The following is a 21912-nucleotide window of genomic DNA, read 5'->3' on the forward strand; positions in this document are numbered from 1 at the left end:
TTGCCCGCCTGTTGCAGGGTTCGTGCCTGATTGGTGTGTTCGCGTTTTCGTCGTGCTGCGGTTATCGCGTTGTCATAGCTCCTGTGGGGCGGTGTCGGCGTCCGTCAGGCGCCGCGCGTTGCCGGTCGGCGGTACTGTCGGCGGGGGTTGGTGGCGGTGATCTTCGTCGACAGCTCGTCTTGGGGGCTATGCCATGACCTTGTCTCAACTTCTCGGGATCGTATTCCTGTTGATCGTTGTCGTCGCGTTCGTGTTGGCGGTGTCCAGTGTCCGGTTGGTTCAGCAGTATCAGCGAGGAGTGGTGTTGCGGTTCGGGCGGCTGTTGCCGGTGGTCCGCGCGCCGGGCCTGCGGTTCATCGTGCCGTTCGTGGATCGGATGACCCGGGTGTCGATGCAGACGGTGGTGATGGACATTCCCGCTCAGGGGGCTATCACGAGCGACAACGTCACGTTGAAAGTCGACGCGGTTGTCTATTTCCGGGTTGTTGATCCGGTCAAGGCCATCATCAACGTCGAGCGTTACAAGGTCGCTGTCTCGCAGGTGGCTCAGACGTCGTTGCGGGCGGTGATCGGGAGGGCTGATCTGGATACGTTGTTGTCTAACCGTGATGAGATCAACGCCGAGCTCAAGGCTGTCATCGATGGTCCGACCGAGCAGCCGTGGGGTCTTCATATCGAGCGTGTGGAGGTCAAGGATGTGGCCTTGCCTGACGAGATGAAGCGGTCGATGTCGCGTCAGGCCGAGGCCGAGCGGGGAAGGCGTGCCAGGGTCATCGCCGCTGAGGGGGAGTTCCAGGCTTCGGCGAAACTGGCCGAGGCCGCCAGGGCCATGGCCGAAACGCCCGGGGCCCTGCAGTTGCGTCTGCTGCAGACCGTCGTTGACGTCTCAGCTGAGAAGAACAGCACCCTGGTTATGCCGTTTCCCGTCGAGTTGCTGCGTTTCTTCGAGAAGGCCACCACAGCTCTCGCCGATACCGCCACAGCCGCGCAGAACCCCACGACGCCCGCCGTTGGACCGCTACCCGCACCCGCAGCACCCGCACCCAACGGCGCCACTCGAACAGACGAAGCCCTACGGTAGCCACCCTGTTCCCACGCGCAATTGGTGTGGGCCACATCGCCGATGCAAGCCCGTTGTAGCCAGCACGCGACCCTCGCGGACCTCGTCACAGCCCGTGTTATCGGGGCAGAGTCTGTGTCCTCGTGGGCCCTGACCGGAGGGAGACTCCGATGGCGTCGGTGACACGTCTCGCCTTGACGTCGGCACGGGCCGGGCACGAGTCCGCCCGGTCGGCATCGACCCGATACCACCGCATGATGCCTGCCGACCGTTGGTGGCCGCAGCCACATGAGAAAGGCGGGGATCCGCCTGCCCGTGTGCGGACACCCGGGGGCGTCCGAGTCCGGCTGCACCTGAACGCCGAAGGCTGGAAGACTCAGCCCGATCAGGTCATCACAGCCGGCCGTGCGGTCACCATCGGGCACACCACTGACAGCCTCAGGACCGTGCCGACCGCGATCTGCACCGACGGACACGCCGAACCGAACGACGTCCTGCCTTGCCCACATGTTCTCAAGAGGACTCTGACGCGGCGCAGGAGCGATGGGAAAACGAGGGCGGCAGGTTCGTCGTCAGCATTCGCGGACGGGCTCCGGCTCGATTGTGCCCTCGACATCCGGTCGGTCGGATGCCCGCGTTCTATGGATACTCCGGTGTCGTGAATGGCGATTGCGCCTGGCTGGATCGGATCACCCGCGATCGTGGGTGGGAATGCTGAGCCCGCGGCGCAACGGGTCGGCACTCGGGACGGCCGCGTAGGGGCCAGTATCGACGGCTGCCAGCTAAGTCGGTGACTGCCGGCTAGAGTGCTGCCCGCTGTACGGGTACTACCCTGAACCCGGCCGGCAGAGGTCGACCCTGCGTGTACAGGATGGTTCTCCTCGTGGAGACAGGCGACTTGTTTGCTCGGCGGACACAATGGCTGGACGCTGCGATTCGGAATGTCGGTGTGAGACACTGAGTCGCCGAGAAGCGGAGTTGGTTCCGGCCGGCATGTATCGCCGCTGGCCCTGCTTCCGGCGGGAGGCAGGGCCAGCGGTCTGGTGTGCCTTTCCGCAAGGGCCCTAAGGAAGCCGTCCAACGGCATTCGACGTCGGCGAAGCGACGTTGGGGGAATACGTGGCAGAAAAGCTTCTCCCAACCCTTCAGCCGGGCATTGGGGGTCACTGCGAGTGGCACATCCTAGGGCGACGCGAGGGGCGCTGGTTCCAGGGCGCGGAAGCCGCCTCAGCGCTGTTCGCGGGTTGGTGCTGTCCTTCCCTGTCGATTTCGTGCGCCGAACCGTGGGTTCCGGAGCCGGCAGGGAAGGTGCGCGGGTCAGTGGGCCTGGGTGGTGAGGTCGAGGGACGCGAGCAGTTTCTCGACCCGGGTCCTGATCTCGTCGCGGATCGGCCGGACGGCGTCGATGCCCTGCCTGGCGGGGTCTTCGAGTACCCAGTCTTCGTAGCGCTTGCCGGGGAAGACGGGGCACACGTCGCCGCAGCCCATGGTGATCATGACGTCGGAGGCTTCGGCGGTCTCGTAGCCGAGGATCTTCGGCTTGTTGGCGGTGATGTCGATGCCGACCTCGGCCATGGCCTCGACGGCGACCGGGTTGATGGTGTTCGCGGGTGCGGACCCGGCGGACCGGACCTCGACGGCGTCGCCCGCGAGGTGGCGGAGCCAGCCGGCGGCCATCTGGGAGCGGCCGGCGTTGTGGACGCAGACGAACAGCACGGACGGCTTGGTGGTCATGATCGCTCCTGGGTCAGTTCGGCGTAGAGGGCCTTCACTCGGGTGTCGATGTCGTCGCGGATATGGCGGACCTGGTCGAGGTCGGCGCCGGCGGGGTCGGCGATCGCCCAGTCGAGGTAGCGCTTGCCGGGTAGTACGGGGCAGGCGTCTCCGCAGCCCATGGTGATGACGACGTCGGCGGCGCGGACCACGTCGTCGGTGAGCGGTTTGGGGTAGGCGTCATCGAGCTTGAGCCCGAGCTCAGCCATCACCGCGACGACGTGGGGTTCGACGTCGGGGCCGGGCGCGGATCCGGCGGAGCGCACGTGTACCCAGCCTCGGGCGTGGTGTGCCAGGAGGGCGGCGGCCATCTGGGAGCGGCCGGCGTTGGCCACGCACAGGAACAGCACCTCCGGCACGGTCTTCTCCACGGCCCCCTTGGACTGCGCGAGCGCGGTCAACCGGTCGGACGCGAAGTGTTCCGCGAGCGACGGCAGGTGGGTGCGGACCCGGGCGGTGCGGTACAGGGCCGTGTGGGACTCGTGGACGTAGCGCTCGACGGTCTCGGGGTTGAAGACTCCGGCGAAGCGGGTCGCGAGGCGTTCGGCGGCGCGGTGCAGGACAGCGTCGACGTCGCTGAACGGCAGGTCTTCCAGGGAGGTGGGGGTGTTCAAGGTGTGCTCCCGGCGGGCTGGTGGTCGGTGGCGGGGTCGATGGCCTCGTGCCCGGTGACGGGGGTGGCCGGGTTCGGGTAGAGGGCCACGACGGCGGCCATGCCGATCAGCAGGCCGAGGACCTGGAAACCGACGAAGGCGGGTACGGAGCCGGGGTGGATGCCGGCGAAGGTGTCGGTGAACGCCCGCCCGACGGTGACCGCGGGGTTGGCGAAGGACGTGGAGCTGGTGAACCAGTACGCCGCCCCGATGTACGCGCCCACGGCCGGGGCCGCCAGGGCCGCGCGCCCGGTACGGACGAGGGCGAAGATGAGCAGGACCAGTCCGGCGGTGGCCACGGTCTCGCCCAGCCACAGGTGCCCGGCGTCGCGGTGCTTCGTCGACAGCGTCACCGCGGGCAGGGCGAACGTCAGGTTCGCGAGAACCGCGCCGCCGACCGCGCCGGCCACCTGGGCGAGGACGTACGGGCCGAGGTCGCGGCCGGCGAGTCCGCCGCCGGTCGACCGGTGCAGCCACCAGTCGGCGAGGGAGACGACAGGGTTGAAGTGCGCGCCGGAGACCGGGCCGAACACCAGGATCAGCACGGTCAGCCCGAGGACCGTGGCGGTGGAGTTCTCCAGGAGCTGCAGCCCCGTGTCGTTCGGGGACAGGGTTGGCGGCCATGACCCCGGAGCCGACGACCACGGCGACGAGGAGCGCGGTACCCAGGAACTCCGCGAGCAGGCGGCGGGGCAACGGCGGGGTCATCAGCACTCCTGGCGGACGGCGGCGGTGTCCCGGGCGCGGGCGGCCAGCGCGGTCAGGTGTCCGGCGGCGGCTTCGAGGGGCCCGGGCAGCAGCCGGTAGTAGGTGAACCTGCCCCTGGGCTCGGCGGCGACGAGGCCGGCTTCGCGGAGTACCCGAAGATGGTTGGAGATGTTCGACTGCGTCGCGTCGAGCCCCTCGACGAGGTGACAGGTGCAGGCGGGACCCTCGGCCAGGAACTCGGCGATCCGGGCACGCAGCGGGTCGCCGAGCAGGCGGAGCACATCAGGAGGAGCTGATATCAGCATGCCCTGATCTCACAGCGTCGCGGCGCGGCCCGTCAAATTCTCGATCATGAACATCAGATGACGTACCCGCAGGGCCACTACCGTTCTCGGGTCCTGTGCGGCTCAGTGCCCGGCTTTGGGACCTGAAGATGGCCGGAGCGGTATCGGGCCAGGACGCGTAGGGTGAAGGGCGAGCGGGATGCCGACGGCGGCCGGCAGGGTTCACTACGCGGCGTGCGGAAGTCGATTCCAGATCGGCAACGGGGGACCGAAGTCGACGTAGAAGCCGGTGAGCAGCGCGATGAACGAGCCCGCCATGCCCTGGGCGTGCCACCTCGGCCACTGGGGCCAGTGGCGGAGGCGTCGGCGGTGAGGACGGCGACTGCCACGGCGAACCACCGGCCAGCGTCCGGGGCGTGGATGCCCCACACGTCGGCTGCCACCACCGCGACGCCAGCCAGCGCCGTCCAGGGCATCGCCGCCTTAGCCTGCCTGCCGAGTGGCGATGGCCAGGGCGGCGCGGATCGCCTCAAAGGTGGGCAGATCCAGCCGGCAGGAAGCGCCACTGCCGGTGCAGCCCATGACGTCGGTGCCGTTGACGAGCACCGTGGGCGACGGGTAGTCGCCCACGAGCTCAAGGACCTCGGCCGCGAGCCCGAGTTCGGCCAGGCAAGCACGCAACAGTTCCCGGGCCGGCGCCAGATTCGGGCAGCCAGGCACGGACCGTAGCTCGATCAGCATGCCCTCATCCTGCACCTGTGGCCCCGCGAGATGCGCGGTCAGACGGTGGTGGCGGTTGAGCAGCCTCGACAGGGCGGTGATCTTCTCCAGCAGTGTCCCGGCACCAGACCCAGGTGCTGCGCCGCTCGCCGTCGATCAGACCAACCTCGCGCAGCACCCTGAGGTGGCGCGCGATCGTGGGCCCGGAAAGGTCGATGGAATCGGAGATGGCGCACACGCACGCCTCGGCGACGACGGGACACGCCGGATTCCGCCTCCCCGCCACCGCGTCCGCCTCGGCTGACGTCACCCACCGTCACCACCGAAAGTCGCGGCAGAGCCAGCCCTTGGGGCATCTACGCTGGCATCCGGGTTGTGGGGGCCGTAAGGTGAGCTGTGGTGTGCCGGGAAGTCTGGTCGGCGTCGGTTGGTGACGGCGTCGAACGGAGCAGAGCGGTGAGTGTGCGGGTTTGGTGGCTGCCGGCGGTGTGGATCGCAGCGGTGTGCCTCACGGTCGGGGAAGCATCGCCGGCTGATGCCGCCCAGGCGCGGGGGTTGGCCGCGAGGTTGCAGGCGGCGCTGGTGCATGCCGACCCTTCCGGGCTGCGGGTACTGTTCGACACCGACGGCCTGCCTGCGGACTACGAGTCGATTTTCCTGCAACGCCTCAACGGTGTGTCAGACCGTGACCTTATTCGGGTGAAGGCATCGTTCGTCAACGGACGTGCGGTCGTGATCGCCGCGGGCCTCGATGGACAGGACCCGGATGCCTGCCTGCTGTGGAGTACCCGGGTGCGGCATGGCCGGCGGGTGCTGTACCCGGCGTACACGGGTATCCGCTGCGGTCGACCTGCGGGAGACCCGGTGCTCCTCACGACCCCGACGCGCGTCGGGTGACCAGGTTTCACCGAGGTGACACCAGCGTCGCGATGCGAGTTGAGTGCCCTTACCCGATGCTGACCGTTTACTCAGGGTATGCCTAGCGTCGGCGTGCATCATCCCAGGATGCGTTCAGGATATTTCGACCTGCTACGTGCCGCAGCGCTCACCCGGGTGGTGCTCTATCACAGCATGGGCTGGGCCTGGATCACCGTAGCCTTTCCTGCGATGGGGATGATGTTCGCCCTGGCCGGGGCGCTGACCGCTGCCTCGCTGGACCAGGGTGGTAGTGCTGGCACCGTGCTCGGCCGCCGGTTGCGTCGCCTCCTTCCGCCGGTCTGGGCGCTGGCGGGCCTGGCCGTGCCGGCGATGCTACTGGCGGGTGAGTCCGCCTGGTCGCTCGGCTGGTGGCTGCTGCCGCTCCGGACCCCGCACATCGCCGGCCACCTCGCCCCGGCGCTGAGCATGATCTGGTACATCAGGGCCTACCTGTGGTTCATGCTGCTCTCCCCTCTGCTGCTTCGGGTGTTTCGCCGGTACCCGGTGGCGGCGCTGATCACCCCTTTCGCGCTGCTGCTCATGTTCTCGGGGATCGGAGCGCGGGGCGGCTCGGTACCTGCCGAACTGTGGGACCTGTCTCTGTACGGCACGTGCTGGCTGCTCGGCTTCGCCCACCACGACGGGCTACTGCGGGCCGTACCTACTCGGGTGTTCATGGTTCTCACCGGAGCCCTCGCAGTCGCTGGACTGCTGTGGATCATCACCCACCCCGGGGCGCGCGGCTATGACCTCAACGACATCCCGATCGGCAACGTCCTGTGGTCCGCGGCCCTGGTCCTCGTCATGTTCCGGCTCGTCCCGCGCCGTGACCCGCTTCAGCGCTGGCCCCGGGCCGCCGGCGCGGTCGCGTTCCTCAACCGGCGGGCCATGACGATCTACCTGTGGCACCAGATGGCCATCCTGACAACCCTGACGCTCGCGGCGGCCGTGGGCGCCACACTGGATCGGCCAGAGGTGCTGTCGCTGGTCCTGCTAATACTGGCGGTGGCGGTGGTGGCGTTCGGCTGGGTCGAGGACCTAGCGGCTCGGTGGGTCCTACGGTCGTTCCCCATCCCGATCCAGGCGGTGCCTGGTTCACGGTGACCGGCGGTGTCATGATCTAGTCGCTCAGCGCGTTTCATGCGAGGAATGTCTGTTCTTACCATAATTGCCGGCATGTTGAAAAAGGCAGGCTGTGCTGCCGCCGTGGGTCTGGCGATTGCTTCTATCTGCGTTCCTGCGGACGCGGACGATCATGGTGTGACCGTGGCGCGGTATGACTTCGGGAGTACGGGCAGCTCGGACATGGCAGAGGACCTTTCTGGGCATGGTCATACGCTGCGTGCTGTCGCGACGCGTGGTGGAGAGTTGACGGTCACGCGCGACGGCCGCCTCACCGCTTTGCAGTTTCCGGCGGTGTGCGAGGTCGACGACGACTGTCCCCGGGTGGTGCTACAAGCGCCTTCGGTCGATGACCTCAATCCAGGCACCCGCGATCTACGGTTCGGCGTGACGCTGCGCATGCAACCGTCGCAGACCAGCAAGGGTTCCAACGTGCTGCAGAAGGGCTGGTCCGTGACCGGTGCGCAGTACAAGCTGCAGGTCGACGGCTACGAGGGTCGACCGAGCTGTGTCCTGGTAGGTGAGGACCCTACTATCTGGGCACTCCTCGGCCCGCGCAGCGTCGCCGACGGTACCTGGCACAGCGTCGACTGCGCCCGCCGCGGCGGTGACCTCACTGTGACAGTCGATGGCTCGCAGGTCGCCTCCAGTAGGGTCCCCGCGAATCTGTCCATCGACACGGATCAACCACTGCGGTTCGGCGGCAAGGGTCCTGGGGCGAGAAACGATCAGTTCTTCGGCGACCTCGCCAACGCCTACGTCATCATCGACCGGCCCTGACATCGGGGCACACCGTTGCCGTCATCGACGTCCGCCGGACCGCACATCACGGTTCGCTCGGGTAAGTTCACATGCGTGCGGTCGGATCCGTGCGCCGTTATCCGCACGAGGTGATCTGCTAGGCGCACATGCTGCCCGGCCCCGGGAAGTCCTGGGCCGGGCAGTGTCAGTCGGGTGCTGATCTGACGAAGCCATCAACTCTTGTCTGACATGCCCACGGCACACTGCTTGGGTGTTGCTCAGGCAGATTCTCGCCGACCACTTCCGCCGCAGGCGCGAGGTGGCCGCCGCGATGGGGCGATGTGGTCTCAGGCTTGTTCGCGCCGTCTTCGTCGCGTCAGATGGCTGCGGGTTGGGTGCGGGCGGCGCGGTGGGCGATCTCGGCGCAGGCCGCGAGCCCGAAGGCGACAAGCAGCCACCAACCGAACTGCTCGAGACCGATCCTGAAGAATGCCAACTCCCCGACCACGGAGCGGGTGAGAGCGTACTGGGCGCCGATCTGGACGCCTTCGGCCAGACAGCCGCCTACGAGCGCGAGGACGGCGAGCGCGCGCAGCCTGCCCAGGACGGCGGGGGAGCGGGGCGTGGCGTGTCGGGTGCGGTGAGCAAGGGCGGTAAGGGCCACGAGCAGCACGGCGATCATGACCACGGTCGGTAGAACCGTCAGCACCTCATAAAGGACCTGACGGGGGGTCGGGTCGATGATGGCGACATCGACCATAGCCGAGTTCTTGACAGTGAAGGGACCCTTACCTCCGCCGTCGAGAGTGGGAACGAACATGGCCGGCACCTGGGCGGCCACGGTGTCGGCGGCGAGGATGTTCCCGAAGCCGGTGACCACCGCCGAGACTAGGGCGCTGCACAGCACCACTCCGCCGCCGTGTATCCACGCCAGTCGTCGGCCACTCGTCACGACACGCACCTCCGCAGACGCGACCCGCGCGGTGCGGGTCCGTGTTGCTATCCTCGCGGACCGTGACCGTCACGTCGAGGCGCTGGGGCGCTCAGACGGCGCCGTAGGGGTCGGTGTTGCCCATCGGGGTCAGGCCGCCATGGGTGTGTTCGGTGTAGTGGACCGTGTCGTAGGTGCCGTCGAAGTTGGTGTCGGTGACCTCGACGTCGATGCGTCCGTCGCCATCGGTGTCGGCGGCGGCGTAGTCGGCCCGCCCGTCGTGGTTGGTGTCGGCGATGACCTGGTCGAGGCGCCCGTCGTGGTTGGTGTCGATGAACACCGTGTCGATGTGCCCGTCGCCGTCGCGGTCGAAGCCGACCTGGTCGAACACGCCGTCGTGGTTGGAGTCGACGTAGACGGTGTCGAAGCGTCCGTCTCCGTCGCTGTCGACGGTCATCGTGTCTAGGGCGTGCCCGGGGCCTGAGCTGTGGGTGAACACGGCGTCGATGTGCCCGTCGCCGTCGTAGTCGACGGCGACGCTGTCGGCGAAACCGTCGCCGTTGGTGTCGGTGACGGTCTCGGTGTGTCCGTCGCTGAACTCGGAGGTGACCGACTCGCCGCCGAAGATGTCCTCGCTCATGACCGCCTGCTTCCTACCCGTTCCCGTGGTGTGGGCCTTGAGATTACGGGCCGGTCGCCACTGCGGGCTCCCCGGTTCGTGCCACCACCTGGCCGGTGGTGTCAGCCGGTGGGGTGGTGCGGCTGGTAGATGTCGGGCTCCAGGAAGATCAGGCGGGCGGCGGGGGTCGCGGCGCGTACGGCGGCTTCGGCGCGGTCGATGGCGGCGGCCACGTCGCGGGCGGTGTCGGTGCCACCGACGGTGATCTTCGCCGCGACCAGGAGGTCCTCGGGGCCCAGGTGCATGGTGTGCAGGTAGATGACCCGGTCGATGTCGGGCTCGGACAGCAGGGCCAGGCGGATCGCGCCGAGGTCCTCGGCGGAGGCGGCTTCGCCGATGAGCAGGCTCTTGGTCTCGGCGGCCAGGATCACGGCGATGGCCACGAGCAGGACGCCGATCGCCAGGGTGCCCAGGGCGTCGAAGATCGAGTCGCCGGTGATCAGGGTCAGGCCCACCCCGAGCAGGGCGAGAAGAAGCCCGACGAGGGCGCCGGTGTCCTCCAGGATGATGACGGGCAACTCCGGCGCCTTGGCGCGGCGGATGAACTGCCACCACGAGCGGGTGCCGCGATCGGCGTTGGCGGCCTTCAGCGCGGTGCGCAGCGCCCAGCCTTCCAGGGCGATGGCGATGACCAGCACCACGATGGCCACCACAGGGGAATTCAGCTCGTGCGGGTCACGCAGCTTCGTGACCCCCTCGTACACCGCGTAGCAACCGCCCAGGGTGAACAGCACGATGGAGACGATGAACGCGTAGATGTAGCGCTCACGCGCGTACCCGAACGGGTGCGCCGCAGAAGCGGGGCGGGCGGCGCGTCTGCCGCCGACGAGCAGGAGTGCCTGGTTGGTGGAGTCGGCCACCGAGTGCACCGCCTCGGCCAGCATCGACGCCGACCCGGTGATGAACGCGGCGGCGAACTTGCTGGCCGCGATACCCATGTTCGCCACCAGTGCCGTCACGACCGCCCTAGTACTGCCGCCCGCCATCTTCGACCACATCTCCCCGTACATCACGTGTTGACGCCCGCGATGTCCGCGGGGCGGCAACAGTCTGGCATATCCGAAGATCAACCAGGTGGGGTCGGCTGGCGACAGGCGGCTACGGTAGGGACACCGTCCGGGACGGCCCCGCGACACCGTGACCAGGAGGACCTGTGCGTGTGACGCAACTTGTGCAGCTATCGGCGCTGCGGTCCGTCGGCGATGAACTTCCCGACGGTTTCGACGAGCCCAGCGAGTGGCTGATCTACAGCGGTCTGGCGCTGGTGGCCGTCGCCGTCATCATCGCCGTCTCACACTTCTGGCGCCGCCGCTGACCGCCCGCCGCCCCACGGTGCCGGCCGTGCCGGGGTACGGGTCGCAGCCGCGTCGATCAGGCCGCAGGGGGCTAAACGGTCCTGGCAGAACGCGGTCCCGGCGCCCCTGCTTGCCTAGTCCTCGCCGTCCCCCTCTTCGCCTTCGTCGTCTTCGAAGATGTCGTCGATGATCTCTCCCGCGACGTAGCCGCCGATCAGTCCGACGGCGACCCCGCCGACGACGCCCCCGATCCCGGGCCCGCCGTGCCCTCCGTGTCCGCCTTGGCCGTGCCCGCCGTGGCGGTAGCCGTGCCCACCGCCGTGCTGGGCCGGGTACCCGTGCTGAGCCGGTGGGTAGGCGTGCTGCTGGGCCGGCGGGTAGGCACCGTACTGGGCAGGCGGCGGGGGCGGGGCGAAGCCGTGGCCGTGGTGGGGTGTGAAGGTCTGGAAGCGGCCGAGGGACTGTCCGACCCAGTCGCCGACCAGGGCCGGCCAGTCGACCTCGCCGGCGTTGTGGTGGTAGGCGGTGAACCGGCTGAATGTGTCGTGTCCGGTGTACCGGCCGCCGCGCTTGTCGAACTCGAAGATGACCTCGACCTGCTGGGGGCCGGCGACGAACGTGACCTCCATTTCGTTGATCACCCCCTGGTACCGGGGGGCGGGGTAGTGCTCGATCTCCTGGTAGAACGGCAGCGTCTGGTGCACGCCGTTGAGGTGCCCGCGTTCGAGGTCGGCGGACTTCACGCGGAACCCGTGCGCGGCAAGGCCGGCGAGTACGCCTTCCTGCACGGGCAGTGGGTGCACGTACACGGGATCGAGGTCACCGCTGTCCACAGCTCGGGCCACCGACAGTTCGGTGCGAAGCCCGACGGTCATGCCGTGCAGCGCCTGGGCGGTGGGGCCGTGGGTGATCGGCGTCTCCCACGGCACCGGCAGAGAAAACGGGATGGAGTGCTGGACGCCGGCCGGCAGGTGGAAGGCCCCGGTGACCTGCACGCGGTGAAACTCGCTGTTCACGTCGTGTTCGACGTCGTCGGACTCGACCTCGACCCGGGTCACCAGGCTCACGGTGATGTACTCGATGTCGGCGGGGGCCTGGCCGCCGGTGAGGTGGACGTGGCCTTCCAGGCTCAGGCCAGGACGGGTGTTGGGGTTGGTCAGCACCGTGTCGACGGACGGACCGCCGACGCCGAACGCGGACTTGAACTTGTTGAACACCATGACGGCTGCGCTACTCCCTTGCCAGACGTATCAGGACAGGTGTGGTGCGGTGGTGCCGATCCAGCCCGCCCGAGGCGGACGGCCAGGAGAATGCGGGCGGTGACCCGGGCCGCCTCGAACGTCGGCCGCGGCGTGACCGGTACGGCGTCCCGCGACGGGCGTCCGACACTGTCCGGGGTGTGCCTGCGCAGAGAGATAGACCATTGTGGACTGTCCTCCTTCGCGGTCGCGCGGGTCTGCGGATGTGGTGGTGACCGGTGGCCGGGCAGGGGCGCCCCTGCCCGGCCACCGGCGGTCAGGTGGCCCGGGGCGGGCGGGGGCGGGCGGCCTGGGGGATGGGGTCGGTCTCGTCGTCGAACTCGCCGATGATCTCCTCGAGGAGGTCTTCCATCGCCACCACCCCGACCGTGGCCCCGTCGGGGTCGGTGACGACGGCGAGTTGGGCGCGGTGCTCGCGCATCACCCGCACGGCCGTGGCGACCGGGGTGCCTTCGGGCAGGCGCAGCGGCTCCGCCGCCAGTTCCGCGGCGGTGGTCGTGCGGCCGGTGGCGGTGGCGCGCATGGCGTCGCGGACGTGCACGATCCCGGTCACCGACCGGTCGTCGTCACACACGGCGAGGCGTGAGTGCCCGACGGTGCGGCTGGCGTCTTCGATGGCGTGCGCATCCGCGGTCGCCGGCACGCAGGAGATGTCGACAGCCGCGGTCATGACCTGTGCGACGGAGGTGTGCTGCAGGGCGAGCATCGCGGTGAGCAGTTCCTGCTGATCCCCCGGCAGCGTGCCGTGCTCACGCGATGCTTCCAGCAGTAGCAGCAGTTCGTCGGGGCCGTGGGCATGGGCGAGCGCGTCCTGGGGCTCTACCTTGATGAGCCGCAGGATCGCGTTCGCGCACGCGTTGAGGCCGCGCAGCGCCCACCGTGAGGCTCTGGCGAACGCGCGGAACGGCAGAGCGAGGAGCAGGGCGGAGTCTTCGGGGTGGGTGATGGCCCAGGACTTGGGCATCATCTCCCCGACGACCATGTGCAGGAACACCACCACCGACAGGGCCAGGACAAACGCCACCGTGTACGCGGCGGCATCCGGCATCCCGAGCGCCCCGAACAGCGGGGACAGCAGATCGGCCAGTGCCGGTTTCGCCAGTGCGCCCAGGCCCAGAGTGCACAGCGTGATGCCGAGCTGGGCACCAGCGAGCATCAACGACAGCTCCCGTGACCCGGCAAGTGCCGCACGGGCGGCGCGGGAACCTTGTTCAGCGGCGGCTTCGAGGCGGTGTGGTTTGGAGGCGACGAGGGCGAACTCGGCGGCGACGAAGAACGCGTTCGCCGCCAGCAGCACCAGGGAGACGAGCAAAGCCCAGGTCGTGCTCATCGTTCACCGTCCACGACGCGCAGGGCGACGGTGTCCGGGACGTGCCGGGTCACCGACACGACGGTCAACAGCACCACGGTCACCGGCCCCGGCTCGCCCGTGTCGACGTCCGACGGCCCGTGCAGCCGCACCGTGATCTCCTCGCCGACCGACGGGACGTGCCCGAGGCGGGCGAGGACGAAGCCGGAGAGAGTCTCATACGCCTCGTCGTCGGGCAGCCCGAGGCCGGTGGCGTCTTCTGCCTCGTCCAGGCGGAACCGGCCGGGCAGCAGCCACGAACCGTCCTCCTGCCGGACGGCGGTAGGTTCTGCGTGGTCGTCCTCGTCGAGGATCTCGCCGACGAGTTCCTCGGCGATGTCCTCCAGCGAGACGACACCGGCGAAGCCGCCGTACTCGTCAACGACGACGGCGAGTTGGCGGTGGGCGGTGCGCAGCCGCTCCAACACCCGCGGCACGCGCAGTGACTCCGGGACGACGACGGCCCGACCTGCGATCCGCCCCACCGGCGTGGACGCGCGGTCTGCGACGGGGACGGCGAGGACTTCTGCCAGGCCGACGACACCGAGGATGTCATCGACGCTGGCGCCGGTGACCGGGAACCGGGAGTGCCCGGTGTCGAGGAGTTCGATGACCCGCGACGCAGGCGCGGTCGCGGCGATCGTGGTCACCACGGGGCGGGCGACCATCACGTCGCCGGCGGTCAGGGCACGGAAGTCCAGGCCCCGGTCCAGGAGCCGGTAGGTGTCAGCGTCGAGGTGCCCGCCGTCGTGGGCGTCGGCGATCAGGTGCCCGAAGTCCTCCGCCGTGGCGCCCTGAGGCAGCTCCTCCACCGGCTCCACCCGAAGCCGACGCAACAACCGGGTCGCGGCGACGTCGAACAGCCGGATCAACGGACCTGCCACCGCCAGGTAGATCAGGGTGGAACGCGACAGGGCTTTGGCGAGGGTCTCGGGTTTGGCGATCGCCCAGTTCTTCGGCGCCAACTCCCCGAGCACCATCTGCACGACCGTGGCGAAGACGAGGGCCGCGGCGAAGGCGATCGACAGGCTCGCAGCCTTCGGCACCCCGGCCGTCCCCAGCACGGCCGCGAGGCCCTCACCCAGCAGAGGTTCGGCGACGTAGCCGGCGAGCAGGGCGGTGACGGTGATGCCCAACTGCGCCCCGGACAGCATGAACGACAACCGGCCCGTCACCCGCAACGCCCGCTCCGCCGCCGCGTCACCCGTGCTGGCGAGCTGGCGTAGCCGGTTGCGGTCGACGGCGATGAACGCGAACTCCTGCGCCACGAACCAGCCCGTCGCCACCGTCAACACGACGATCACGGCCACGCCGGAAAGAATCAACACGCGCCGCTCACACCCTCACCCCGGGTGGTCGCCATCAGCGGCGACGACGCGACAACGCTCAGCCGGGCCAAGCCCGGCCCGATACTGCAACACTCAGGCATGTCCCAAAAGTAGCACGCCCCACTGTACGCTTGGGGTCAGCTGGCGGGGACCGGAGAGGAGATGATGTTGGACAAGCTCCTCAAGATCGGGCAGCTCGCCGCCCACGCCGGGGTCTCCCCCCGCACCGTCGACTACTACACCACCCTCGGCCTGATCAGCCCCGCCCAGCGCACCGACTCCGGATACCGGCTCTATGACCCGGCCACGGTCGAGCGCATCGCCGCGATCCGCCAACTCGAAGCCCACGGCGCCAGCCTCGACGACATCGCCGCCGCCCTCACCCGACCCGGCACCGGCGTCCTCACCGACGACCTCGCCAAGATCGACCGCGACATCCGCAGCCTGCGCGACCTCGCTGACAACGCCGCCGACGACATCGCCGGCCTCGTAGCGGCGATGACCGCCCGCGCCCACGGCCTCATCCAGGCCGCCATCGACCTCATCATCGCCGCCCCCGACCCCTGACCCCGGCCCGACACCCCGCCACCAGCCCGCACCCGCACCCGCACCACAACCCGGCACACAACCGCTGTCTGAGAGGGAACACGCTCGTGGTCTTTAAGAAGATGCTCTCCAAGCTCGGCGTCGGCGCTCCGACCGTCGACACTGTTCTGACCAACCCCAACACCCGCCCCGGCCTCAGCCTGGACGGACACGTGAACATCGTCGGCGGGACCGTCGACGCCGACATCGAGCACGTCACCTTGAGCCTGGTCACCCGCGTCGACCGGGGCGATCACTCCGGCACGGTGGAGTTCCACCGCCTGCCCGTCACCGGCCGCTTCACCCTGAAGGCCGGGGAGAAGCAGTCCATCCCGTTCCAGTTGCCGGTGCCCTGGGAGACCCCGATCACCCACGTGCACGGCGGGCAGCGCCTGCACGGCATGGTGATGGGCGTACGCACCGAACTCGCGATCGCAGGTGCGATTGACAAGGGCGACCTCGACGACATGAGCGTGCACCCACTGCCCGCGCACGAGGCGATCCTCGACGCGTTCGGCCAGCTGGGTTTCCGGTTCAAGAAAGCCGACCTGGAGGCCGGCCGCATCCGCGGCACGCAGCAGACGCTGCCGTTCTACCAGGAGATCGAGTACTACGCCGGCCCCGCCTACGCGCACGCGTTGAACGAGGTCGAGGTCACGTTCATCACCAGCACCGCCGGCGTGGACGTGGTCGTCGAGGTCGACAAACGCGGCGGCCTGTTCTCCGGCGGACACGACGTGTACTTCAACCTCCACGTCCCCCACTCCGACAGCGGCACCGACTGGGCGGCCCACATCGACTCCTGGCTGCAGAGCAAGATCTTGTCCCACGTCCCCGCCCACGGCGCCTACGGGCACAGTGGGCACGGCTACCGCCACGGCGGGCACGGCAGCCACGGTCATGGTCACCGGGGCGGCATGGGAGCCGGGGCTGTCGTCGGCGGCGTCGCGGCGGGCCTCGTCGGCGGGTACGTGGCCGGGGAGATCATGGACGACATGTTCGACGGCGGCGACGAAGACTTCTAGCCACACGGCACTGGCGGTTCCGGCCACGGCAGTTGCCGGAACCGCCAGTGCTCTGCCCGTCTGCGGCAACGGCGCGGCCCCGAACGACTAGCGCCCCCGGCGATCAGCATGCCCGTCACCGACGGGTACCGCCAGCGCCTCTACCCCTGGGTCGAGCCGCACCACCGCCAGATCGTGCCCGCCGCAGCCGCAGCCGTGGCGCCCATGCCTCCCCGCCACCCATCGTCGTGGTATGGCTCGGCACGAACGCTACCGACGTCACCACTGTGCCGCTGACCGCCAGCGGCTCTGGGCAGGCCGAGTCGACCTTGGACGGCCATTGTCCGTGGCGGGGCGGGCAAGAGGCAACGCTCTGATTCAGTACCTCTGTGTCGCGACGGGCACCACCAACGACGTGTGGGAGGCCGCCATCGCACAGGCCAAGCGTGGCGGTGGAGTGTCGGCGCGTCGGCGGCCCCCAAATCTCCTGGCGGGGCGGTCCGCAGCTTTCCACGGATACGGACCGCCCCTGCTCCGCTGGAGGTGGAGCACTTCCATGATGGCCCAAGAGCGGCCGTTGAAACAGGGGACAGCTCAGCCGGGCTAGGTAGCGGGCAGAATCTCGCTGAAGTCCAGGGACGCCTACCGCCTCCGTCGGCTGCGGTACCGGGTCACCGTGTGAGGTTTGCTGCGATGGCCAGTCCCAGGACGAGTACGGAGGAGGCGGCGGTGAAGGCCATCGCGTACTCCGCGAAGCCCCACCGGTTCTCGCGCATCCGCCCGCGCATCACCCGGGCGAACGCCTCGGGGTCGTCCTCGGTACGCGCGAGTTCGTCCATGGCGACATGGTAACGCCCACAGTCATCAGGGTCGATCCTTGCCCGGGGTGTTCGCCCGCACCCCGCTGACCTGGTCCGGCGGGGGCCACCGGAGGCTCCACCCTGGTCCCACACCTTCAGCGCCCCGTGGGGACCCCCGCCGTGTTTGCCGGCGCACCGCGACCGCTATCACGGCCACCAGCGCCAGCCCGTAGCCGAGCCGCTGGCCGGTGGCCGGGGCCAGGTGCAGGTCGGCGGCGTACAGCGCGAGGTGCCCGGCGGCGGCGACGGCCAGCCACTCCCCCCGCCCGGACAGCGCGACCAGGACGACCAGGAGCAGCGCGTACCAGGAGTAGCCGGGGGTGGCCACCAGCAGGGCCGTGCCGACCATCGTCACGGCCGCGTCCCAGGGCCGGTCGGGGTCGGCCCGCAACGCGGTCCACCCGGCCGCCGCCACCAGGACCACCCCGGCGGCCACGGGTGCCCAGACCACCGGGAGCACCAGGGTGAGCAGGGCGAACCGTTGCCCGGAGGCGTAGCCCTCCTCGGTGAGGTAGCCCGGGATGTAGCCCAGCACGTCGGCGCCGACGGCCCACATGTGCGGCAGGTAACCGAGGACGACCGTGCCGGCGGCGGCGAGGGCGACCAGGACCGGCCGGCGGCGCAGCAGTGCGGGGGCGAGCAGGCCCGGGGTGAGCTTGACCGCGACGGCCAGCCCCAGCAGCACGCCGCCCCACACCGCCCGGCCCCGGCCGCTCCTGCCCGCGAGGACGCCCCCTCCCGCGAGGGTGGTGAGCGCGGCGGCGGCGAGGAAGGTCGCCAGGACGTCGACGTGCGCGTTGTTGCCGGCCTCCAGGAAGACGGTCGGGCACCAGGCCCACAGTGCCGCCCACCGGGGATTCAGGCCGAAGCGGGGCAGCGCGCGCACCAGGAGCAGGGCGGTCGCGGCGGCGATCAGCGCGGCGGCGAGTTGGACGGGCCGGGTACGGCTGCCGGCCGGCGACAGGACGTGCACGCCCAGGAAGTAGGCCTGCGCGACGGGCGGGTAGATGGTGGGCACGGTCGGCCGGTTGATCCGGGTGCACGTCCCGTCCGGCAGACACCAGGGGGCGTCCGCCGGCCACAGGAAGCCGTCGCGCAGCCCGCGCAGTGCGGGGTCGGCCGGCGGGTGGGCGTAGGGGTCGACGCCTGCGGCCTGTACCCGGCCGTCCCAGACGTAGCGGTACAGGTCGTCGCTGCTGCGCGGGGGCGCGGACGCGGCGAGTACCGGGAGAACCACGCCGCCGAGGAGGATCAGGGCGATGGCCGTCCGGCGTGGTGCGCGCAGGACCAGCCGGACCGCTCCGGCGAACACCAGCCACGACGCGCCGACCAGGGGCACGACCACCCGCTGGGGCAGCATTCCGGAGGTCACCAGCCAGGTGAGCAGGGCCAGGGCGGTGACGGCGACGGCCGCGCCGACCGCCCACCATCGGCCGGCGGGACGGTCAGTCATCGGCGTGCTCCGCCCCGGATCCGCCGGGCCCCGGTCCGCTGGCACCTCGAGGCGACGGACGGCCGGTCCGTGGCGGTACCGGGAGGTTCGCCGCTCGCCGTGTCGAGCCGCCAGCGCCTCGCGGTGCCGGACGGTCAGACGTTCGCGGCACCGGACCGACGGCCGCCTGGGTCCGCGCCATCACGAGCCGACGCAGGACCAGCCCGCCCACCACCACCCACACGGCCGCCACGACGATCGCCAGTCCCCGGCCGTAGTCGAGCGGCAGGGCCGACGGGTTGTCCGGCGGATGTCCGTTGCCGATCAGGAAGGGCAGGGCGATGGTGGTGAGCACGGCCGTGGTGAACAGCCCGGCCTGGACCGGCCCGCGCGCCCAGCCGGGAAGTAGTCGGCTGAGCAGCCAGCCGACGCCGATCGCGGCTGGCATGACGAGTAGGTCGTGGGTGCCGAGCACCGTGGCCAGGAACACGACCTGGCCCACGGGGCGGGCGGCCGGGTCGGTGAGGGCTCCGTAGACCGCGTACCCCATGACGAGGACGCCGACGGCGAGCAGGACCCTGCGGATCACGGGGTCACCACCGTCATGGACGACACCCACTTGGTCTGCATGACGCCTGGCCTGTTGGGGGCGATGAGCCGGCACGGGTAGCCGTGGTCGGGGTGCAGCACCTCGCCGTTGAGCCGCAACGCCAACAGGGTCAGCGGGTCGCGGGCGTGTGGCGGGGCGAGGACGGAGGACCGGTAGGGGCTGTCCTGCTGCAACGACTCGACGAGTACCTCCTCGCCCGGCGCACCGACCAGGGCGAGCAGGTCGGCGACGCGCACCCCGGTCCACGTCGCGTCGGCGCTCCAGCCCTCCACACAGGTGATGGGCAGCGACACGGTGCGCTGCGGCAGGGCGGCCAGGTCGGCCAGGCTCAGGGTGTGCCGGGCCCGGGGGCCGACGAGCAGGAGCCGGAAGTCGACGGGTACGACGATCCGTGCGGCGGCGGCCGACGTGTTCACCGGTAGTCCCTGCGGGCCGGTGTCGGGGCGGCGCGGGGCCAGTACGGACAGGTCCCGCAGCGGCCGCACGGTCTGCCCGACGGTGGCCACGGTGACGGCCGCCGCCGTGGCCGCGACGGCGGTGAGCAGCCCGCGCCGGCTGAGTCCGTCGCCGGGCGTCGGCCGGGGCGTGGCCCCCAGTGCCCGGCGGACGATCGGCAGCTTCACGGAGATGTGCACCATCAGGGAGCCGATGGCCAGCCACGCGGTCCAGTAGTGCGCGGCGACGAACCCGAACGGCATCGGGTCGTACCAGCGGGCGATGTTCAGCACCCCGGTGACGAGCTGGAACAGGGCCGAGGACGCCAGTACGAGGACCGACAGGCGCTCCAGGGCGTGGACGGGGTCGCGGAACGGCGGCCAGGCGAACAGTTTCGGGAACACCGACCACAGCTTCGCGGCCAGCAGCGGCACGGCGGCCAGTCCGGTCGCGACGTGCAGGCCCTGGGTGACCCGGTACAGCCACACGGGGCGCGACGGCCACCAGAACCAGGACGGCGGGTGCTGGATGAGGTGGCTGAGCAGCCCGGTGAGGAAGCACACCCCGAACGCGACGGCGAGCAGCAGGCCGAGTTGGCTGGTCAGGCGCGGTGACCGGAGCCGGGAGGTGAACGCCCCCCGGCGGAACGGGCCGACCCGTAGCCGTTCGGGCCACATGGCGCTCACCCGCGCAGCGGGGCGGAGGCGAACTCCCGCATCCCCGCCGTCACGTCCACCCGGGCGGTGAACCCGAGTTCCTCGGCCGCCCGTCGCGGGGAGGCGACCACGTGCCGCACGTCGCCGAGCCGGTACTCCCCGGTGACGACCGGTCCGGGGCCGCCGAACGCCGCCGCCAGCGCCGTCGCCGCGTCGCCGACCGTGCTGGGCAGCCCGGAGCAGACGTTGTACGCGCGCAGGCCCGGGCGCAGTCCGCGCAGCGCGGCCACGTTCGCCGCCGCCACGTCCGTGACGTGCACGAAGTCGCGGGTCTGTCGGCCGTCCTCGAACACCAGGGGCGCCTCGCCCCGTTCCAGGGCGGACCGGAAGATCGCCGCGACGCCGGAGTACGGGGTGTCGCGCGGCATCCCGGGGCCGTACACGTTGTGGTAGCGCAGGGCCGCCACCCGGCCGTCGCAGCCCCGGGCCCACGCGGAGGCGAGGTGCTCCTGGGCGAGCTTGGTGGCCGCGTACACGCTGCGCGGGTCGACCGGCGCGTCCTCGTCCACCGGCTGCCACGCCAGGACCGCCCCGCACCGGGGGCAGGTCGGCTCGAACCGGCCGGCGTCGAGGTCGGCGACGGCGCGCGGACCGGGGCGGGCCGGGCCGTGCGCGGCGCAGGCGTACCGGCCCTCGCCGTAGACCACCATGGAGCTCGCGAGGACCAGGTCGCGTACCCCGGCGGCGGCCATCCCCGCGAGCAGGACCGCCGTGCCCAGGTCGTTGCAGCCCACGTACTCGGGCAGGTCCGCCAGGTCCAGCCCGAGCCCCACCAGGGCCGCCTGGTGCACGACCGCGTCCACCCCGCGCAGCGCGGCCCGCACCACGGCCGGGTCGCGCACGTCGCCGACGGTGACGCCGTCGGGGGCCGGGCCGGGTCCGTGCGCGGCCGGGTGCAGGCTGTCGAGAACGGACACGTCGCAGCCCTCGGAACGGAGCGCGGACACGACCTGGGAGCCGATGAAGCCGGCCCCGCCGGTCACGAGCACATGCATGGTCACCACCTGTGGTCTTCGAGGTCTCAGGGCCGACCGTAGGCCAGCGGACGGTCCGCCGAGCCGTTTCGCGGGTGGCTGTCACGGATTCGTAAGAACCGGCACAACTGCACAATGCGGACGGGGCGTCAAGGCCGGTAACCATCTCGTAAGGTGGGCGCGGCGTTTCCGGTTCGTAAGGTTCCGGCGCAGCTCACGGCCGTACGGTCATGGCCATGGTGGATGTGATCCTGCCCTGCCTCGACGAGGCTGAGGCACTGCCCTGGGTGTTGACCCGGCTCCCGGCCGGCTACCGCGCGATCGTCGCCGACAACGGCTCGACCGACGGTTCCGCGCTGCTGGCCGCCGAGTACGGGGCCTGCGTCGTGCACGTGCCCCGACGCGGCTTCGGCGCCGCCGCGCACGCCGGACTGGAGGCGGCCACGTCCGAGGTGGTGTGCTTCCTGGACGCCGACG

Annotated in this window: 23 protein-coding genes and 2 pseudogenes; 8 read left to right on the forward strand and 17 right to left on the reverse strand. The window is 70.2% G+C overall.

Annotation, left to right across the window (positions count from 1 at the left end):
* Positions 1-193 precede the first annotated feature (193 nt).
* Positions 194-1081, forward strand: a complete 888-nt coding sequence (locus AB0M43_RS36040) for a slipin family protein (protein WP_363731498.1) — start codon at positions 194-196, stop codon at positions 1079-1081.
* A gap of 1296 nt (positions 1082-2377) precedes the next feature.
* Here AB0M43_RS36040 and AB0M43_RS36045 read toward each other — a convergent pair.
* The 6 genes and pseudogenes from AB0M43_RS36045 to AB0M43_RS36070 all read right to left on the reverse strand — a co-directional run.
* Entirely contained in the window at positions 2378-2794 is a 417-nt protein-coding gene (locus tag AB0M43_RS36045; RefSeq protein WP_363731499.1) for an arsenate reductase ArsC, read from the reverse strand.
* Complete coding sequence (locus tag AB0M43_RS36050; protein ID WP_363731502.1) at positions 2791-3447, reverse strand: three-helix bundle dimerization domain-containing protein; 657 nt, start codon at positions 3445-3447, stop codon at positions 2791-2793. The genes AB0M43_RS36045 and AB0M43_RS36050 overlap by 4 nt, the downstream gene beginning before the upstream one ends.
* A 71-nt stretch (positions 3448-3518) precedes the next feature.
* Positions 3519-4194 (reverse strand): annotated as a pseudogene (locus AB0M43_RS36055) (MIP/aquaporin family protein); the annotation flags it as partial.
* On the reverse strand, positions 4194-4499 hold the full coding sequence (locus AB0M43_RS36060; RefSeq protein WP_363731503.1) for a metalloregulator ArsR/SmtB family transcription factor: 306 nt from the start codon (positions 4497-4499) through the stop codon (positions 4194-4196). The gene AB0M43_RS36060 and the pseudogene AB0M43_RS36055, both read right to left, overlap by 1 nt.
* A 462-nt stretch (positions 4500-4961) precedes the next feature.
* Entirely contained in the window at positions 4962-5219 is a 258-nt protein-coding gene (locus tag AB0M43_RS36065) for an alkylmercury lyase (protein WP_363731506.1), read from the reverse strand.
* Between the two features lie 4 nt (positions 5220-5223).
* Positions 5224-5445 (reverse strand): annotated as a pseudogene (locus tag AB0M43_RS36070) (ArsR family transcriptional regulator); the annotation flags it as partial.
* Positions 5446-5654: 209 nt separating this feature from the next.
* Between AB0M43_RS36070 and AB0M43_RS36075 the strand changes: the two are divergent.
* The 3 genes from AB0M43_RS36075 (at position 5655) to AB0M43_RS36085 (ending at position 8018) form a co-directional block, all read left to right on the forward strand.
* Complete coding sequence (locus AB0M43_RS36075; protein ID WP_363731508.1) at positions 5655-6095, forward strand: hypothetical protein; 441 nt, start codon at positions 5655-5657, stop codon at positions 6093-6095.
* A 108-nt stretch (positions 6096-6203) separates the two neighbouring features.
* The gene (locus AB0M43_RS36080) at positions 6204-7220 is read left to right on the forward strand and encodes an acyltransferase (protein WP_363731510.1); all 1017 of its coding nucleotides are present in this window, start codon (positions 6204-6206) and stop codon (positions 7218-7220) included.
* Between the two features lie 72 nt (positions 7221-7292).
* Positions 7293-8018: a LamG domain-containing protein gene (locus AB0M43_RS36085; protein ID WP_363731513.1), complete on the forward strand. Its 726-nt coding sequence runs from the start codon at positions 7293-7295 to the stop codon at positions 8016-8018.
* A gap of 337 nt (positions 8019-8355) precedes the next feature.
* Here AB0M43_RS36085 and AB0M43_RS36090 read toward each other — a convergent pair whose 3' ends face one another.
* The 3 genes from AB0M43_RS36090 to AB0M43_RS36100 all read right to left on the reverse strand — a co-directional run bounded on the left by AB0M43_RS36090 (position 8356) and on the right by AB0M43_RS36100 (position 10548).
* The gene (locus AB0M43_RS36090) at positions 8356-8859 is read right to left on the reverse strand and encodes a hypothetical protein (RefSeq protein ID WP_363731516.1); all 504 of its coding nucleotides are present in this window, start codon (positions 8857-8859) and stop codon (positions 8356-8358) included.
* Between the two features lie 163 nt (positions 8860-9022).
* Complete coding sequence (locus AB0M43_RS36095) at positions 9023-9550, reverse strand: hypothetical protein (RefSeq protein ID WP_363731518.1); 528 nt, start codon at positions 9548-9550, stop codon at positions 9023-9025.
* A 101-nt stretch (positions 9551-9651) separates the two neighbouring features.
* Entirely contained in the window at positions 9652-10548 is an 897-nt protein-coding gene (locus AB0M43_RS36100) for a cation diffusion facilitator family transporter (RefSeq protein WP_363731520.1), read from the reverse strand.
* Positions 10549-10748: 200 nt separating this feature from the next.
* Between AB0M43_RS36100 and AB0M43_RS36105 the strand changes: the two genes are divergently transcribed.
* Complete coding sequence (locus AB0M43_RS36105) at positions 10749-10904, forward strand: hypothetical protein (RefSeq protein WP_363731522.1); 156 nt, start codon at positions 10749-10751, stop codon at positions 10902-10904.
* 114 nt (positions 10905-11018) lie between these two features.
* Here AB0M43_RS36105 and AB0M43_RS36110 read toward each other — a convergent pair whose 3' ends face one another.
* The 3 genes from AB0M43_RS36110 to AB0M43_RS36120 all read right to left on the reverse strand — a co-directional run bounded on the left by AB0M43_RS36110 (position 11019) and on the right by AB0M43_RS36120 (position 14819).
* Positions 11019-12104, reverse strand: a complete 1086-nt coding sequence (locus AB0M43_RS36110; protein ID WP_363731524.1) for a sporulation protein — start codon at positions 12102-12104, stop codon at positions 11019-11021.
* A 295-nt stretch (positions 12105-12399) separates the two neighbouring features.
* Positions 12400-13473, reverse strand: a complete 1074-nt coding sequence (locus AB0M43_RS36115) for a hemolysin family protein (protein ID WP_363731526.1) — start codon at positions 13471-13473, stop codon at positions 12400-12402.
* Positions 13470-14819, reverse strand: a complete 1350-nt coding sequence (locus tag AB0M43_RS36120; protein WP_363731529.1) for a hemolysin family protein — start codon at positions 14817-14819, stop codon at positions 13470-13472. Before AB0M43_RS36120 ends, AB0M43_RS36115 begins: the two co-directional genes overlap by 4 nt.
* Positions 14820-14981: 162 nt before the next feature.
* On the opposite strand from AB0M43_RS36120, the gene AB0M43_RS36125 reads away from it, so the two are divergent.
* Complete coding sequence (locus tag AB0M43_RS36125; RefSeq protein WP_363731530.1) at positions 14982-15386, forward strand: MerR family transcriptional regulator; 405 nt, start codon at positions 14982-14984, stop codon at positions 15384-15386.
* 86 nt (positions 15387-15472) lie between these two features.
* Positions 15473-16429: a sporulation protein gene (locus AB0M43_RS36130; protein WP_363731532.1), complete on the forward strand. Its 957-nt coding sequence runs from the start codon at positions 15473-15475 to the stop codon at positions 16427-16429.
* 650 nt (positions 16430-17079) lie between these two features.
* Here AB0M43_RS36130 and AB0M43_RS36135 read toward each other — a convergent pair.
* The 5 genes from AB0M43_RS36135 to AB0M43_RS36155 are packed head-to-tail and all read right to left on the reverse strand — an operon-like array spanning position 17080 to position 21456.
* Positions 17080-17247 (reverse strand): hypothetical protein, encoded by a 168-nt coding sequence (locus AB0M43_RS36135; RefSeq protein ID WP_363731533.1) that lies wholly within the window; start codon positions 17245-17247, stop codon positions 17080-17082.
* A gap of 25 nt (positions 17248-17272) precedes the next feature.
* Positions 17273-18721, reverse strand: coding sequence for a glycosyltransferase family 87 protein (locus AB0M43_RS36140; RefSeq protein ID WP_363731535.1), 1449 nt, complete (start codon positions 18719-18721; stop codon positions 17273-17275).
* Complete coding sequence (locus AB0M43_RS36145; RefSeq protein WP_363731538.1) at positions 18714-19289, reverse strand: hypothetical protein; 576 nt, start codon at positions 19287-19289, stop codon at positions 18714-18716. Before AB0M43_RS36145 ends, AB0M43_RS36140 begins: the two co-directional genes overlap by 8 nt.
* Positions 19286-20422 carry a molybdopterin-dependent oxidoreductase gene (locus tag AB0M43_RS36150; RefSeq protein WP_363731548.1) on the reverse strand — a complete coding sequence of 379 codons (1137 nt, stop codon included), beginning with the start codon at positions 20420-20422 and terminating at the stop codon, positions 19286-19288. The genes AB0M43_RS36145 and AB0M43_RS36150 overlap by 4 nt, the downstream gene beginning before the upstream one ends.
* A gap of 5 nt (positions 20423-20427) precedes the next feature.
* On the reverse strand, positions 20428-21456 hold the full coding sequence (locus tag AB0M43_RS36155) for an NAD-dependent epimerase/dehydratase family protein (protein WP_363731540.1): 1029 nt from the start codon (positions 21454-21456) through the stop codon (positions 20428-20430).
* Between the two features lie 215 nt (positions 21457-21671).
* Between AB0M43_RS36155 and AB0M43_RS36160 the strand changes: the two genes are divergently transcribed.
* Positions 21672-21912, forward strand: a 241-nt coding sequence (locus tag AB0M43_RS36160; RefSeq protein WP_363731543.1) for a glycosyltransferase, incomplete at its 3' end; no start/stop codon positions are given.

The sequence above is a fragment of the Longispora sp. NPDC051575 genome (assembly GCF_040681875.1).
Lineage (GTDB): Bacteria > Actinomycetota > Actinomycetes > Mycobacteriales > Micromonosporaceae > Longispora.